Origin of the sequence: Mesorhizobium temperatum (assembly GCF_002284575.1) — a bacterium.
Classification (GTDB): domain Bacteria; phylum Pseudomonadota; class Alphaproteobacteria; order Rhizobiales; family Rhizobiaceae; genus Mesorhizobium; species Mesorhizobium temperatum.
Map to the genome: position 1 here is coordinate 143519 of NZ_NPKJ01000066.1, position 14402 is coordinate 157920.

The 14402-nt window shown below is 63.8% G+C and carries 14 protein-coding genes and 1 riboswitch; of the genes, 8 read left to right on the forward strand and 6 right to left on the reverse strand.

Annotated elements, in window-relative coordinates; translation table 11 throughout:
* Positions 1-15 precede the first annotated feature (15 nt).
* From CIT26_RS25375 to CIT26_RS25400, 6 genes are all read right to left on the reverse strand, one after another.
* Complete coding sequence (locus CIT26_RS25375) at positions 16-537, reverse strand: hypothetical protein (protein ID WP_095495105.1); 522 nt, start codon at positions 535-537, stop codon at positions 16-18.
* 2 nt (positions 538-539) lie between these two features.
* Positions 540-1748: an agmatinase family protein gene (locus tag CIT26_RS25380; RefSeq protein ID WP_095495106.1), complete on the reverse strand. Its 1209-nt coding sequence runs from the start codon at positions 1746-1748 to the stop codon at positions 540-542.
* A gap of 12 nt (positions 1749-1760) precedes the next feature.
* Positions 1761-2570, reverse strand: coding sequence for an ATP-binding cassette domain-containing protein (locus CIT26_RS25385; protein WP_095495107.1), 810 nt, complete (start codon positions 2568-2570; stop codon positions 1761-1763).
* Positions 2567-3379, reverse strand: a complete 813-nt coding sequence (locus CIT26_RS25390; RefSeq protein WP_095495251.1) for an ABC transporter permease — start codon at positions 3377-3379, stop codon at positions 2567-2569. The genes CIT26_RS25385 and CIT26_RS25390 overlap by 4 nt, the downstream gene beginning before the upstream one ends.
* 105 nt (positions 3380-3484) lie before the next feature.
* On the reverse strand, positions 3485-4549 hold the full coding sequence (locus tag CIT26_RS25395) for a putative urea ABC transporter substrate-binding protein (protein WP_095495108.1): 1065 nt from the start codon (positions 4547-4549) through the stop codon (positions 3485-3487).
* Between the two features lie 100 nt (positions 4550-4649).
* Positions 4650-4764, reverse strand: a riboswitch (guanidine-I (ykkC/yxkD leader).
* Positions 4765-4903: 139 nt separating this feature from the next.
* A complete protein-coding gene (locus CIT26_RS25400) occupies positions 4904-5590 on the reverse strand; it encodes a GntR family transcriptional regulator (protein WP_095495109.1) in 687 nt (228 codons plus the stop codon).
* A gap of 296 nt (positions 5591-5886) precedes the next feature.
* Here CIT26_RS25400 and CIT26_RS25405 point away from each other — a divergent pair, with 296 nt between their 5' ends.
* From CIT26_RS25405 to atzF, 8 genes are read left to right on the forward strand one after another with little or no spacing between them, the layout of a single operon-like run.
* Positions 5887-7014, forward strand: a complete 1128-nt coding sequence (locus tag CIT26_RS25405) for a BMP family ABC transporter substrate-binding protein (RefSeq protein WP_095495110.1) — start codon at positions 5887-5889, stop codon at positions 7012-7014.
* 57 nt (positions 7015-7071) lie between these two features.
* Positions 7072-8196: an ABC transporter permease gene (locus CIT26_RS25410; RefSeq protein ID WP_245319562.1), complete on the forward strand. Its 1125-nt coding sequence runs from the start codon at positions 7072-7074 to the stop codon at positions 8194-8196.
* Entirely contained in the window at positions 8196-9122 is a 927-nt protein-coding gene (locus CIT26_RS25415) for an ABC transporter permease (RefSeq protein ID WP_095495112.1), read from the forward strand. The genes CIT26_RS25410 and CIT26_RS25415 overlap by 1 nt, the downstream gene beginning before the upstream one ends.
* 25 nt (positions 9123-9147) lie before the next feature.
* Positions 9148-9849: a biuret amidohydrolase gene (gene biuH, locus CIT26_RS25420; protein WP_095495113.1), complete on the forward strand. Its 702-nt coding sequence runs from the start codon at positions 9148-9150 to the stop codon at positions 9847-9849.
* 9 nt (positions 9850-9858) lie between these two features.
* Positions 9859-11388, forward strand: a complete 1530-nt coding sequence (locus CIT26_RS25425; protein ID WP_095495114.1) for an ABC transporter ATP-binding protein — start codon at positions 9859-9861, stop codon at positions 11386-11388.
* Positions 11388-12056 carry a cysteine hydrolase family protein gene (locus CIT26_RS25430; protein WP_095495115.1) on the forward strand — a complete coding sequence of 223 codons (669 nt, stop codon included), beginning with the start codon at positions 11388-11390 and terminating at the stop codon, positions 12054-12056. Before CIT26_RS25425 ends, CIT26_RS25430 begins: the two co-directional genes overlap by 1 nt.
* Positions 12049-12399, forward strand: coding sequence for a cupin domain-containing protein (locus CIT26_RS25435; protein WP_095495116.1), 351 nt, complete (start codon positions 12049-12051; stop codon positions 12397-12399). The genes CIT26_RS25430 and CIT26_RS25435 overlap by 8 nt, the downstream gene beginning before the upstream one ends.
* Positions 12396-14228, forward strand: coding sequence for an allophanate hydrolase (gene atzF / locus CIT26_RS25440; protein ID WP_095495117.1), 1833 nt, complete (start codon positions 12396-12398; stop codon positions 14226-14228). Before CIT26_RS25435 ends, atzF begins: the two co-directional genes overlap by 4 nt.
* Positions 14229-14402 lie beyond the last annotated feature (174 nt).

Genomic DNA, 14402 nt, shown 5'->3' on the forward strand with positions numbered 1-14402 from the left:
TGACGGGATCTGGTTTCAGTGCCCGGGAACGGCGAATTGCGAGGTGGCGGAACGGTCCGCGAGAGCGCGCGCCGCGGCGAAGCCGAGAGGCTTTTGCTCAGTGCCATCGTGATAGATGAAAGCGAGGCGGCGGCGGTGCGATGTCAGGCGCGCCGGCAACGGGTGATAGGCGACGCCGGTGCCGCCGACGAGCGGCATGACAGCGCCGACGTCGACCAGATCCTCGGTCTCGACGCGCAGCAGATGAAGCCGCATGCCGTTCGCGGTCTCGCCGACAAACGGTATGCCGGCAAGCCGCAGAAAGCTGGATGGGTCCGGCGCCCGCGCAAAGCCTTCGAGGAAGGCGGTTTCAACAAGATCGAGGTCGACGGAAGCGAGATCAACCGGTGACTCTTGGGCCTGGTCATGTGGTAGATGCGGCGTCTGCCATTGAACCGGCTTGCCCGCAGGTCCGTTGTGGCCGAGGGCGTGCGGATGATCATGATGATGGTGGCCGTCGCCATGGTCATGACTGTGGTAGTGATGATCGTCATGCATGGTCAAAAACTCACCGGTTTGTCGATGATCGATTTATGCTTGCCGAGATTGCCGTGGGCGACCATCGAGCCGAGCGCCTCGACGACGACACGCACGCCGAACAGCGCCGTGATGTCCGACGTGTCGTAGGGCGGCGAAACCTCGACCACCTCCAGTCCGCAAATACCGGGCGCCGTCACCAGCCCAAGCAGCTTGAGCGCCTCGCGCGGTAGGAAGCCGCCCGGCTCAGGCCAGCCTGTGCCGGGCACGAAACCGCAATCGAGGCTGTCGACATCGAAAGAGATGTAGACGGCGTCGGTGTCTTTCCATGCGAGTTCGAGCGCGATTTCCGCCGCCTTCTCAAGTCCCATCTGCTCGATGTCGGCAATGGTGAGCACGTTGGTGCCGCGTTTTCTCGCCTCGGCGACGCCGTAGCGGGGAACCTGCCAGCCGCCGATGCCGAGTTGCACGAGATTGGTCGCCGAGACATTCGGCAGGTTGGTCGCCCAATGCCAGGGCGTGGTGTGCATGCGCTCGTCGAGGTCCTTTTCCTGGATGTCGATGTGGCGATCGAAATGGATAATGCCGATGCGCTTCGAGGTCACGTCGGCGATGCCGCGCACGCAAGGAAAGCCGATCGAATGGTCGCCGCCCAGCATGATCGGCAGCGCGCCGGACGAGGCGACATGACTGACGCCCTTGGTGATCTGGTCGAAGCTCTTTTCGAGGTTGGCGGGAATGGTGAACACGTCGCCGGCGTCGCACAGCGTCATCTGCTCACGCAGATCGACGCCGAGTTCGTAATTGTACGGCGTGTAGAGCGCCGAGATGCGACGAATGCCTTGCGGCCCGAAGCGGGTTCCCGGCCGGTAGGTGGTGCCGCTGTCGAAAGGAATGCCGATGACGGCAGCATCATATTTACCGACGTCGCGGACGTTCTCGACATAGGGCGCCTTGAGAAAGGTGTTGATGCCGGCGAAATGCGGCAGCTCGCCGCGCGCGAATGTCGGGATCGATTTGTCGACGATCGACTCCGACCCTGGCAGGCCCATGTCGAGCGCCCATTGCTGCTCCTTGCGCCAACCGCTTTCCGGCAGCTTGCCCTCGGCCTCGATCGACTTCCAGCCCTGCGTTCCGCGGGCGTCGAAGTCCGGGTGGTGGAAACGTTCCCTGGCCTCCCGGGCGACGAGCCCTGCCCGGCGGTGGCTGCGTTCGGGGATATTTCTGGACATTCACGGTCTCCGTTACGACGCCGTCGTCGCCATTGCTGTTTCCGGTCGGGTCGTCCCGACCATCGCGGCCACCTTGGCCAAGTGATGAGAGGAAGCCCGGGTCTTGCGATCGAGCTTCAGATCGTAGGTGATCGTCGCGCCGTAAGCGGACGGGAACTGCGGATCGTGGCGCACCTTGTCGAAGACCAGCACGCGGGTGCCGAGCTTGAAGGCCTCACCGATATCGTGGGTGACCATCACCACCGTCATGCCGTGCTCGGTCCAGAGCTCGGTCAGCAGGTCGTGCATCTCGACGCGGATGCCGGGATCGAGTGCCCCGAACGGCTCGTCGAGAAGCAGGATCTGCGGACGGCCGAGCAAGGTCTGCGCAATCGCCAGCCGCTGCAGCATGCCGCCGGAAAGCGATGCCGGATAAAGGTCGCGCGCATGGGCGAGCCCGACCCGCGCCAGCATGGCTTCGGCCTCTTGCCTGGCATTTCTACGCCTGGCGCCGAAGACGCGGCCAAACGGCCCGCCCGAGCGAAAGTCTTCGACCAGCAGCAGGTTCTGGATGGCGGTCAGATGTGGAAACACCGAATAGCGCTGAAAGACGATGCCGCGCTGCGGCGTCGGCTCGGGCACGATCGGGCCATCGCCGACGATGACGACGCCACTGCTCTGCTGCTCCTGGCCGAGCAGAATGCGCAGGAACGTCGATTTCCCGCAGCCGCTGGCGCCGACCAGCGACAGGAATTCGCCGGCCTCGGCGGTGACGTTGACCCGCTCGAGCACACGGGCATCGCCGTAGCTCTTTTCCAGCCCGTGAACGACGATGCGGCTCATCTGGCCTCCACGGGATGCGCCCAAGGGGACACCGCCCGCGACAGCCGCACCAGCAGCCAGTCGGTGATGACGGCAAGCAGCGTGATCCAGGCGACATAGGGCAGGATGACGTCCATCGAGAGATAGCGGCGGACGAGGAAGATGCGGTAACCCAGCCCTTCGGTCGAGGCGATGGCTTCGGCGGCGATCAGGAAAAGCCAGGCCGGCCCGAGTGCCAGCCGCACGCAGGTGATGAGGCGCGGCATGACTTGCGGCAGCACCAGCCGCAAGACCATGGTCCAGCTGTTGCCGCCAAGTGTTTGCGCCTTGGCCACCAGTTCGGGCGGCAACTCCCGCACCCGGTTGGCGATGTCGCGCACCATCACCGGCGCGACGCCGACGGCGATCAGCGTGATCTTGGCCGTTTCGCCGAGGCCAAGTGCGATGAACAGGATCGGCAGCAGCGCCAGCGGTGGGATAACGCAAACGACGGTGACGAAGGGCAGCAGGAAGGCCCGCACCCGCGGGATGAAGCCGATAGCGATGCCAAGCGAAAGCGCGGCGAACGTGGCCACGCCCACGCCCGCGAACAGCCTGATGAGACTGGCATAGGTGTCGACCCAAAGAATGAGGTCGCCGGAGCGTTTGTCCGGAACCGTGGCAAGGTCAAGAAAGGCCGACCACATCTGTACCGGCGAAGGCAGCAGCTTGTCGCTGGGATTGACGGCCAGTCGCTGCGCCGAAGCGGCCAGATAGGCGATCGCCACGAACAAGAATGGCAAGCCGCCGAAGAACAAGGCGCTGCCGCGCGAGACCTTCGCATTGATCATGCGAAGACGCACCTTCGGCCTTGGCGGGGACGGGCGCGCGGTGCCCTCCCCGCCCGTCTCGGAGACTTCATCCCTGGCACTCATTTCCTTGGCCAGCATGTCGCGTCAGGGCGTTGCGGTTGCGGCCTCGGCCATGAAGGCTGGATCGAAACGCAGCTTGACGTTCTTGGCGTCGCCCAGAGTGGATCCGTCGGGAAAACTCATGCCGACCACGTCGACACTCGTCGCATTGGTGCCGAGGATGCCGTGGCTGAACAGGAAGTTGCGGACCAGATCCATCGTCCTCGGCAATTCGGTGCCGTTGGTGAACTCGACCGCCTTGGCTGGGTCGAAGAACATTGCCGTCGAAGCGAGCTGCGCGTCGAAGCCCGCGAGGTCGGTACCGGACGCCTTGGCCATCTCCTCCTTGGCTGCCTTGCCTTCCGGCGTGTCCGAAGTCATCAGCTCCATCGCTTCGTACCACGCGCCGACAAGCGCCTTGCCCAGTGCCGGATTGTCCTTCAGCGTCTCGGTGTTGACGACCATCAAGTCGATGATCTCACCGGGAATCTGCGAGGAATCGAAAACCTTCTGCGCACCCGGCATGGCGACGATCTCGGAAACCAGCGGGTTCCAGGTAACGACCGAGGTGACGTCGCTGGTGCCGTAGGCGGCAACCATGTCGGCGTCGGACGTGTTGACGACGGTGATGTCCTTCTCGGCGAGCTTGACCGTGTCCAGTGCCCGCGCCAGCAGGTAATGCGAGACGGAGAGCTCGACGAGATTGACCTTCTGGCCGGCAATGTCGGCGAGCGCGGCCTTGTCCTTGAGAATCACGGCATCATTGCCGTTGGAGAAGTCGCCGATGATCAAAGCGGTGGTGTCGACGCCGCCGCCTGCGGGGATCGACAGCGCGTCCATGTTGGTCATCGAACAGCCGTCGAAACCGCCGGCCGTGTACTGGTTGATGCTTTCGACATAGTCGTTGATGCGGGTGATCTCGACATTAATGCCGTTTTTTTCAGCCCATTTCTTCATGATGCCGCTATCGGACAGATAGCCCCACGGCATCCAGCCGACATAGATCGACCAGCATATCTTGAAGTCTTTCTTGGGCGCCGCGTCGGCGGCGGAAACGATGGGAAGGCTGAGCGATGCGGCTAGGATGATTGCGGCCAGCTTGCGAAGCATTGCGTACCCCTGTTCGCGATCCGGATTGCGTCCGGACTTTATGTTGGGGCTTACGGAGCGCGCATCCGGGAGAGGTTCGCGCCAGCAAACCCGTGCAGGGTTCTCCCGGGATTTTGGCCCGCCGTGTTCCGCCGGATGCCTCAGTGCATCCCTGGCGGTCGCATCTCTTGGACCAGCACCGCTTTGTCGCGGCCGGAACCCTAGACGCTCTGCACGCCATCAACGAAGCAAGGAGCATGCCAAAGCCGAATTGTGCCAAATCCCGGCATTTGTGAAGCTGTGCGGCTTCGAGCATTCGCACGAGTGACGCGAAAATCATCGCATCGCCGACGGATTGGGCAGTTCGCCTGATTGCTAGGTAGACATCCCGATCGAATCCGTCCCCGGCTTCTTCGGGTCAACCGCGGCAAACACGGCGCTCGCCTCGCTAACGATGGAAACGTGATCCTTGGCTGCTTGTCCTGCGGCAGCGACGTCGCCGCGCATGATTGCGGTAACGATGACGTCATGCTCCTGCCAGGATTTGGCCAGGCGGCCCGGCAGCATGAATTGCGCGCGCCGGAACGGCGCCAGCCGGCTGCGTGTCATGACGGTCAGTTCATAGATGTGCTTGCTGTGCGCGCCGCGATAGAGCCGGGTGTGGAACTCGGTGTTGAAATACTCGTAGTCCTCCTCTGCACCCAGTTGCACGAGGCGCGCCGATGCCTGGTGCTCGATTTCAAGCGCGCGGCGCTCGGCCGTAGTCATGCGCTCGGCCGAGAACCGTGCGCAGATCGCTTCAAGCTCGGCCATGCTCTCGAACATCGAGGCAAGATGCTCCTGCGTCACCACGGCGACGGTGGCGCCGCGGTTGGGCCGCCTTTCGACCAACCCCATGGCGCTCAGCCGGCCAAGCGCCTCCCTGACGGGGGTGCGCGACACGTCGAAGCGGGCAGCGAGTGAGGCCTCGTCGAGCTTTTCGCCGGGGCGCAGGAAACCGGTGACGATCCGGTCGCCGATCGCCCTCACCATCTGATCGACGGTCGTGCCCGACCTGATCAAGCTGCGCTTCCCCGACAATTCTCCTCCGTCCAGTCTTTTTCGCGGCCGTGCGGCAAGTGGCTCGCCGGAAGTTTCGACTCGGGCGCCCTCTATGCCTTTATTTTAATCTAGATGTCAAACTGGCTAATTGAAAGGCAAAAAGTGTATGCAATTGCCTTTCGCTTGAGCACGGCAAATTGGCACCACAACTGATTTAATTGGATAAATTCTAGCTTTTGAACTGGCACAGCGATTGCATGCACTTTTACGAGAAGGGAAGTAATCGACCCGGAAAAGGACCAACAGGGAGCATTCACATGACCGAGAGATTCATGCTTAGCCGCCGCGATCTGCTCAAGACCTCCGCCGCCGGAGCGGCGCTCGGTCTGGCCTCGGCGTCATTCCCGATCAGCAGGGCGTTCGCCGCTGCCGTCACTGTCGGCTTCATCTATGTCGGACCGAAGGACGACTACGGCTATAACCAGGCGCATGCCGAGGGTGCCGCCACATTGAAGGCCATCGAGGGCATCTCCGTGGTCGAGGAGGAGAACGTCCCCGAAACGGTCGATGTCCAGAAGACGATGGAATCGATGATCAACCTCGACGGCGCGTCGCTGATCTTCCCGACCTCCTTCGGCTATTTCGATCCGCATATGCTGGCCATGTGCGAGAAATTCCCCGACATGCAGTTCCGCCATTGCGGCGGCATGTGGAACAAGGACAAGCATCCGATGAATGCCGGTTCCTATTTCGGCTATATCGGCATGGGCCAGTACCTCAACGGCGTCGCCGCCGGCCACGCCACCAAGACCAAGAAGATCGGCTTCGTCGCCGCAAAACCCATTCCGCAGGTTCTGCTCAACATCAATTCCTTCCTGCTCGGCGCACGCTCGGTCGACCCGGCCATCACCTGCCAGGTGATCTTCACCGGCGAATGGTCGCTGGCGGTCAAGGAGGCGGAAGCCACCAATGCACTGGTCGATCAGGGTGCCGACGTCATCACCTGCCATGTCGACAGCCCGAAAGTGGTGGTCGAAACGGCGGCGGGGCGCGGCGCCTTCATCTGCGGCTACCATGCCAATCAGAGCCCGCTGGCGCCGGAAAAATATCTGACCGGCGCGGAATGGAACTGGGCGAAGGTCTACAAGATGTTCGTCGACGACCTCGTGGCCGGCAAGCCGATGCCCAATTTCACGCGCGGCGGACTGGCCGACGGCTTCGTCAAGATGAGCCCGCTCGGCCCCGCCGTCAGCGAGGCGGCGCGCGCGCAGTTCGACGGCACGCTCGCCGAAATGATGAAGGGCGGCTTTTCGGTGATCAAGGGGCCGTTGAAGAACAACAAGGGCGATGTCGTCGCAACCGAGGGCCAGACCTTCGTCGAAGCGGCGATCGAGCTGGAAAGCATGGACTATCTCGTCGAGGGTGTCGTCGGCTCGACCGCTTGAGCATGGATCGGAGACGGGGCCATGGCAGACACGGTGAGCAGTGCGAGCGTGCCAGTGATGCTCGGCGCCCGGGGCTATCCGACGGCGCTCGAATGGATCGCCCGGCGGGCGGAAGCCTTCGTCATCCCGGTCGCGGCGCTGATCGTCGGCATGGCCCTGTTCAGCCTGTTCATCGCGCTGGTCGGCAAGTCGCCGGTGCAGCTCTATGAAACGATGTGGCGCGGCGGCTTCGGATCGTGGTTCTCGATCCAGAACTCGCTGTCGCGGGCCGCACCCTTGCTGCTTGCGGCGCTCTGCGTGGCACTGCCGGCCCGGCTCGGGCTCGTCGTCATCGGTGGCGAAGGCGCGATCGTGCTGGGCGGCGTTGCCGCGGCTGCCATGGGCGTGGCCACCAGCGGCGCCCCCGCCTTTTTCGTTATTCTTGCCATGGGCGTGGCGGGCCTGGCCGCCGGCGGCATCTGGATCGGTGCCGTCGGCGCGCTACGCCACTACCGTGCCGTCAACGAAACCATATCGAGCCTTTTGATGGCCTATATCGCCATCGCCCTGATGAACCATCTGGTGGAAGGGCCACTGCGCGATCCCGCCTCGCTCAACAAACCCTCGACCGAGCCGCTGGCGGAGGCCTACCGCATCGGCAACATTCCGGGCATGGACGTGCATTGGGGCCTGGTCGTCGGCGTCATCGCCTGCATTCTGTCCTGGCTGCTGATCGAAAAGACCAGCTGGGGGTTCGCCGCCCGCATCGCCGGCGGCAATGTCAGGGCAGCCCAGGTCCAGGGACTTGCCGTCGGACCGCTGATCGTCGGTTTCACCGCGCTGGCCGGCGGCTTCGCCGGTCTTGCCGGCATGCTGGAAGTTGCCGCCGTGCAAGGCAGCGCCAACGCCTCGCTCGCCGCCGGCTATGGGTATACCGGTATCCTGGTCGCCTTCCTCGCCCGCCACAATCCGCTCGCCATCATCCCGGTCGCCTTCCTGCTTGGCGGCATCGACGCCTCCGGCGGGCTGATCCAGCGCCGCATGGATCTGCCCGACGCCACCGTGCTGGTGCTGCAAGGCATGCTCTTCGTCGTCATCCTGTTCAGCGAAACCTTCTACGGCCGCTTCAAGGCCTTTAATCCCGACCTCTGGCAGAGGGGCGATCTCTTGAAGAGGCCCGATCTCCTGAAGGGAACTGCCTGATGGATGCAACCGAGATCGGCCTCTGGGGCGTTCCGCTCGCCGTGCTCGGCGGCGCCATCCGCGTGTCGACGCCCTTCATCTTCGTGTCGCTGGGCGAAGCCATCACCGAGCGTTCGGGGCGCATCAATCTCGGTCTCGAAGGCACGCTGGTGTTCGGCGCGATGACCGCCTATGCCGTGGCGGTGATGACCGGCTCGCCGTGGCTCGGCCTGCTGGCCGCCGCCGCTGCCGGTCTTTGTTTCGGCCTGTTCCACGGCTGGATCTGCAAATTCCGTGGGGTCAATGACATCGCCATCGGCATTGCGCTGATGCTGTTCGGCTCGGGTCTCGCCTTCTTCTTCGGCAAACCGTTCATCCGGCCCTCGGCGCCCGACCTGCCGGCCATCCCCTTTGGCGGCTGGTCCGATATTCCGCAGGTGCAGGCGGCGCTCAACGTCAACGTGCTGTTCCTGATCGGCGCAGCACTTGCCGTGTTCCTGTGGTGGGCTTTCCGCAACACCCGCGCCGGCCTGATCCTACGCGTGGTCGGCGACAGTTCCGACGCCGCGCGCGCCATGGGCCTCAACCCGAACACCGTGCGCCTCATCGCCACCGGTATCGGCGGCGCGCTGGCCGGCATCGGCGGCGCCTATCTGTCGCTCTACTATCCCGGCAGCTGGACCGAAGGCATTTCGTCGGGACAGGGGCTGATGGCGGTGGCGCTGGTCATCTTCGCGCGCTGGAACCCGCTCGGTTGCTTTGCCGCCGCGCTGCTGTTCGGCGGCGCCGGCGCGCTCGGGCCGGCGCTGCAATCGGTCGGCGTCACCCAAGGCTACTATCTGTTCTACGCCGCACCCTACATTCTCACCCTCGTCATCATGATCGCCACCTCGTCGCCGAGCCGTTCGCTGGCCGGTGCGCCGGGCGAACTGTCGATCACCAAATGACGTTTTTGGACCGGAGTTTTGCTCAATGAACGCCAGAGCCGAAATCACGCAGCGCTACATCGATGCCGATCCCTATCCATGGCCCTACAATGGCGAGCTTCGGCCCGACAACACGGCGCTGATCATCATCGACATGCAGACCGATTTCTGTGGGCCGGGCGGCTATGTCGATCATATGGGCTACGATCTCTCGCTGGTGCGGGCGCCGATCGAACCGATCAGATCGGTGCTGTCTGCCATGCGGGCGAAGGGCTACACCATTATTCATACGCGCGAGGGCCACCGGCCCGATCTCGCCGACCTGCCGGCCAACAAGCGCTGGCGCTCGCGCCGCATCAATGCCGGCATCGGCGACCCCGGACCCTGCGGGCGCATCCTGGTGCGCGGCGAGCCGGGCTGGGACATCATCCCCGACCTTTATCCGGCCGAAGGCGAGCCGATCATCGACAAGCCAGGAAAGGGCTCGTTCTGCGCCACCGACCTCAAGCTGATCCTCAACCAGCGCGGCATCGAAAACATCGTGCTGACCGGCATCACCACCGACGTCTGCGTGCACACGACGATGCGCGAAGCCAACGACCGCGGCTTCGAATGCGTGATGCTGGAGGATTGCTGCGGGGCGACCGACTACGGCAACCATCTCGCTGCGATCAAGATGATCAAGATGCAAGGCGGCGTGTTTGGCGCGGTGTCGAACTCGGCGTCCTTCGTTGCCCAGTTGCCATGAGGTTCGACCATGAGTGACCGCGGCAAAAAAGCGCTTGGCGTCGAGACCATCGGCATGAGCATGCGCTTCGGCGCCTTCACCGCGCTCGACGACGTCTCCATCAAGGTGCCGGCGGGATCGTTTCATGCGCTGCTTGGCGAAAACGGCGCGGGCAAGTCGACTCTGGTCAAATGCATCATGGGTTTTTACCACCCGACCACCGGCGACATTCTGGTCGACGGCCGCGAGGTCACGATCGCCAGTCCGAAGGATGCCTCGGCGCTCGGCCTCGGCATGGTCTACCAGCATTTTACCCTGGTCCCGTCGCTGACGGGTGCCGAGAACCTGGTCATTTCGCGCGAAAAGGTGCCGGGGATTATCGACTGGCGCAAGGAGCGCGCCGCACTTGCCCAGTTCATGGAGCGGATGCCGTTCAAGCTGCCGCTCGATGTCAAGGTGGCCGAACTCGCCGCCGGCGAGAAACAGAAGCTCGAAATCATCAAGCAGCTTTATCTCGGCCGCAGTTTTCTGGTGCTGGACGAGCCGACGTCGGTGCTGACCCCCGGCGAGGCGCAGGAAGTGCTCGGCCTCGTGCGCGGCATGACCAAGGCGGGCGACCTCACCGTGCTGATGATCTCGCACAAATTCCACGAGGTGACGGCTTTCGCCGACGACATCACGGTGCTGCGCAAGGGCAGATTGACCGGAACTGGGAAAGTATTGGAGCTGTCTCACAAGAAGATGGCGGCGATGATGATCGGCGACCAGCCGATCGCCGCGCTCGACAGCCGCGCTCCAGTGCCTGTCGGCGCCAGGCGAATCCTGACGGTGAAGGCACTGAAGGCGCCCGACCGCACCGGCCTGAAGACCATCAACATCGGCGAGCTCGATGTGAAATCCGGCGAGATCGTCGGTGTCGCCGGTATCTCCGGCAACGGCCAGAAGGAGTTTTTAGAAGTCCTGGCCGGGCAGCGCACGCGTGATGCCGGCGACGTCCTGGTGAAGGGATCGCCCTACGGCGCCAGCCGCGCCGAGGCACGCACGCTCAATGTGCGCTTCATCCCGGAGGAACCGTTGCGCAATGCCTGCGCGCCGAGGATGACGGTTGCCGAAAACATGGCTTTCCGGACCTTCGACCTGAACGAGGCCGGCAAGCCGATAAGCTGGATCCGGATGAGCGCCATCAGGGACTATGCGACGCGGCTGGTCGAGCAGTTCAAGGTTAAGACCGCCTCGCTCGCCTCGCCGATTTCGTCGCTGTCCGGCGGCAACGTCCAGCGCGCGGTGCTCGCCCGCGAACTGACCGGCGAGGTCGATCTGCTGATTGTTTCGAATCCGTGCTTCGGCCTCGACTTCTCCGCCGTCGCCGAAATCCGCGCGCGCATCATGAAGGCGCGCAACGCCGGCGCCGCGGTGCTCTTGATGTCCGAGGACCTCGACGAATTGCTGGAACTCTCCGACCGCATCTTCGTCATGTCCGACGGCGCGCTGGTCTATGAGACGCCGATCGCGCAGGCGAGCGTCCAGACGATCGGCGAGCATATGGCGGGACATCACTGATGGCGGAGATCGACGCGCTGCCGTTTCCGTTTGCCTTCACGCCTGAGGCGATGGCGCTGGTCGTCATCGACATGCAGCGCGATTTCGCCGAGCCGGGCGGCTTCGGCGCCAGCCTCGGCAACGACGTCGGCCGGGTGGTGGCGATCGTGCCGACGGTGAAGAGACTGATCGAGGGATTTCGCACCGCCGGCCTGCCGGTGATCCACACGATGGAGTGCCACAAACCCGACCTTTCCGACCTGCCGCCGGCCAAGCGCAATCGCGGCAATCCGTCGATCCGGATCGGCGATGCCGGTCCGATGGGCCGCGTGCTGGTCGTCGGCGAGCCGGGAACGGCGATCCTCGACGAGGTGGCCCCGCTGCCTGGCGAAATCGTGATCGAAAAACCCGGCAAGGGCGCGTTCTACGCTACCAGCTTCGGCGAGGACCTCAGGCGGCTCGGCGTGCAGCAGCTCGTCTTCGCCGGAGTCACGACGGAAGTCTGCGTGCAGACGACGATGCGCGAGGCCAACGACCGCGGCTATGAGTGCCTGCTGGCGGAGGATGCGACGGAAAGCTATTTTCCGGAATTCAAGGCGGCCGCGCTGGCCATGATCAGGGCGCAGGGCGCGATCGTCGGCTGGACGGCGACGACGGACCAGGTGCTCAAGGGAATTGCCAATGCCTAACACTGCATACTCGGCTCTCATCCACGGAGGCTGGCGTGAACTGGCATTTGAGCATTTTCGCGAAGGCATCACGGTGCATTGGCTGCTCAAGGGCGGACCGGCGGAACCGTCCGTCGCGATCCTGAACTATCGGCCCGGCGCCGGCGTGCCGCGCCATCGCCATGTCGCACTGGAAACCATCGTCGTGCTGGAAGGCACCCAGAGCGACGAGGACGGCGACTATCTTGCCGGAAGCGTGATCCTGAACCCGGTCGGGACCGAGCATTCAGTGTGGACGAAAGACGGTTGCGTCGTGCTGATCCAGTGGAATCTGCCGGTGGTCATTCTGGACGAGACGAAATGAGCGACATCCGCTTCGATATCGGCAGCCTGCACGCGGCCTATGCCTCCGGCATGTCAGTTACGGCCGTCGTTGAAACTGTGTTTCAGCGCATAGCGGAAGCGGACGATCCAGGCATCTTCATCCATCTGGCGAGCAAGGCGGACCTGCTCGCCGAAGCCGAGGCACTCGGCGGATTCGATCCCGTGGCAAAGCCGCTCTGGGGCGTGCCGTTCGCGGTCAAGGACAACATCGATGTTGCCGGCATGCCGACCACGGCGGCCTGCGCCGAATATGCCTATTTGCCGGCGAAAGACGCCACCGTCGTCGCGCGCCTGAGGGCAGCCGGCGCGCTGGTCGTCGGAAAAACCAATCTCGACCAATTCGCCACCGGGCTAGTCGGCGTGCGCACGCCCTATCCGATCCCGAGAAACGCGATCGACCCGAAACTGGTGCCGGGCGGTTCGTCGTGCGGCTCGGCCGTGGCGACGGCGCGCGGTATTGTTTCCTTCGCGCTCGGCACCGATACCGCGGGCTCCGGCCGCATTCCCGCCGGCCTCAACAACATCGTCGGACTAAAGCCGACCGTCGGCGCGCTGTCGGCCGCCGGCGTGGTGCCGGCCTGCCGCACGCTCGACTGCGTCTCCGTCTTCGCGCTCACCGTCGATGACGCCTACAGCGTCTTCAGGGCCGCGGCGGCCAAAGATGACGCCGATCCTTATTCGCGCGCGATCGCGGCACCGCCGCTCGGTCCGCGTCCACCCGTTCTGTCTGTCGGCGTTCCGGCAAAGACGGACCGGGAATTTTTTGGCGACGCGGCCATGCAGGCGGGATTCGAAACGGCGCTGCGGACGCTGGAGGAGCTCGGCTGCCGACTGATCGAAATTCCCTTCGGCGATTTCTACGCCACCGCCAACCTGCTCTACGAAGGCGCCTGGGTGGCGGAGCGCTATGCGGCGATCGCGGATTTCATGGACGTGAACGAAGCAGCCATGCACCCGGTGACGCGCACAATCATCGGCGGCGCACGAAAACTTTCCGCAGCAGATGCTTTCAAAGGCCTCTATGCGCTGCAGGCCTACAAGGCCAGGCTCGCGCCTGTCATAGCCTCGGTCGACCTTTTCTGCGTGCCGACCGCGCCGACGCACTATTCGCTGGAGACTGTTTTGGCCGATCCGATCGTCACCAACAGCCGGCTCGGCACCTACACCAACTTCGTCAATCTGCTCGACATGTGCGGCATCGCCGTACCGACGGGCAAGCGCGACGACGGCTTGCCGATGAGCGTCACTTTGCTTGCCGCCGCCGGCAAGGACGCCCTGACGGCGTCGCTGGCCAGCGGGCTGCATGCAGCCAGCGGTCTCGGCCTTGGCGCGACAGGATGGGCGATGCCTGCCAACGTCGCTAAAATCCCGGAGTTCGATGACGACATGATCGAGCTCGTGGTCGTCGGCGCGCATCTGTCGGGAATGCCGCTCAACGGCCAACTATGCGCGCTTGGCGCGCGAATGAGCAGAGCCGCCAGGACAGTCGCCTCCTATCAGCTTTATGCACTCGCCGGCCAATCCGTGCCGAAGCCCGGGCTCGTGCGTGTTGCCGATGGCGACGGGAAGTCGATCGATGTCGAGGTTTGGCGGCTTTCAGCAGACGCGTTCGGACGCTTCGTGGCCGCGATCCCGCCGCCGCTCGGCATAGGCACGATCGAACTCGATGGCGGGACATCGGCCAAAGGCTTCCTGGTCGAGACCGCCGGGTTGTCACAGGCTATCGACATTTCAGCCTATGGCGGTTGGCGCAGCTTCATCGCAAAAGCCGGCAGAGAGCGACAGCGACCGGAAGCCGTTTCGACGTAAGCGTTGTTCTGACTCCACCCTCGTCGGCGCGGATGATAGGGAAGACGATCCAATCTGACGATCCGACTTAGGGGATGGTTTCGTATTTAGGCTTGTCCCTAGACTTGTAGACTTGAACCGAAAGGCGAGGTTCGGCGCTTCCGGAGGCATCGGTCGCGAGCTGCTTTGGTCGAC

Coding starts and splice junctions, on each gene's coding strand:
- CIT26_RS25410 (WP_245319562.1), top strand. CDS start 7,072: ATGCTCGGCGCCCGGGGCTATCCGACGGCGCTCGAATGGATCGCCCGG.
- CIT26_RS25395 (WP_095495108.1), bottom strand. CDS start 4,549: ATGCTTCGCAAGCTGGCCGCAATCATCCTAGCCGCATCGCTCAGCCTT.
- CIT26_RS25425 (WP_095495114.1), top strand. CDS start 9,859: ATGAGTGACCGCGGCAAAAAAGCGCTTGGCGTCGAGACCATCGGCATG.
- CIT26_RS25375 (WP_095495105.1), bottom strand. CDS start 537: ATGCATGACGATCATCACTACCACAGTCATGACCATGGCGACGGCCAC.
- CIT26_RS25415 (WP_095495112.1), top strand. CDS start 8,196: ATGGATGCAACCGAGATCGGCCTCTGGGGCGTTCCGCTCGCCGTGCTC.
- CIT26_RS25385 (WP_095495107.1), bottom strand. CDS start 2,570: ATGAGCCGCATCGTCGTTCACGGGCTGGAAAAGAGCTACGGCGATGCC.
- atzF (WP_095495117.1), top strand. CDS start 12,396: ATGAGCGACATCCGCTTCGATATCGGCAGCCTGCACGCGGCCTATGCC.
- CIT26_RS25380 (WP_095495106.1), bottom strand. CDS start 1,748: ATGTCCAGAAATATCCCCGAACGCAGCCACCGCCGGGCAGGGCTCGTC.
- CIT26_RS25390 (WP_095495251.1), bottom strand. CDS start 3,379: ATGATCAATGCGAAGGTCTCGCGCGGCAGCGCCTTGTTCTTCGGCGGC.
- CIT26_RS25405 (WP_095495110.1), top strand. CDS start 5,887: ATGACCGAGAGATTCATGCTTAGCCGCCGCGATCTGCTCAAGACCTCC.
- CIT26_RS25435 (WP_095495116.1), top strand. CDS start 12,049: ATGCCTAACACTGCATACTCGGCTCTCATCCACGGAGGCTGGCGTGAA.
- CIT26_RS25430 (WP_095495115.1), top strand. CDS start 11,388: ATGGCGGAGATCGACGCGCTGCCGTTTCCGTTTGCCTTCACGCCTGAG.
- biuH (WP_095495113.1), top strand. CDS start 9,148: ATGAACGCCAGAGCCGAAATCACGCAGCGCTACATCGATGCCGATCCC.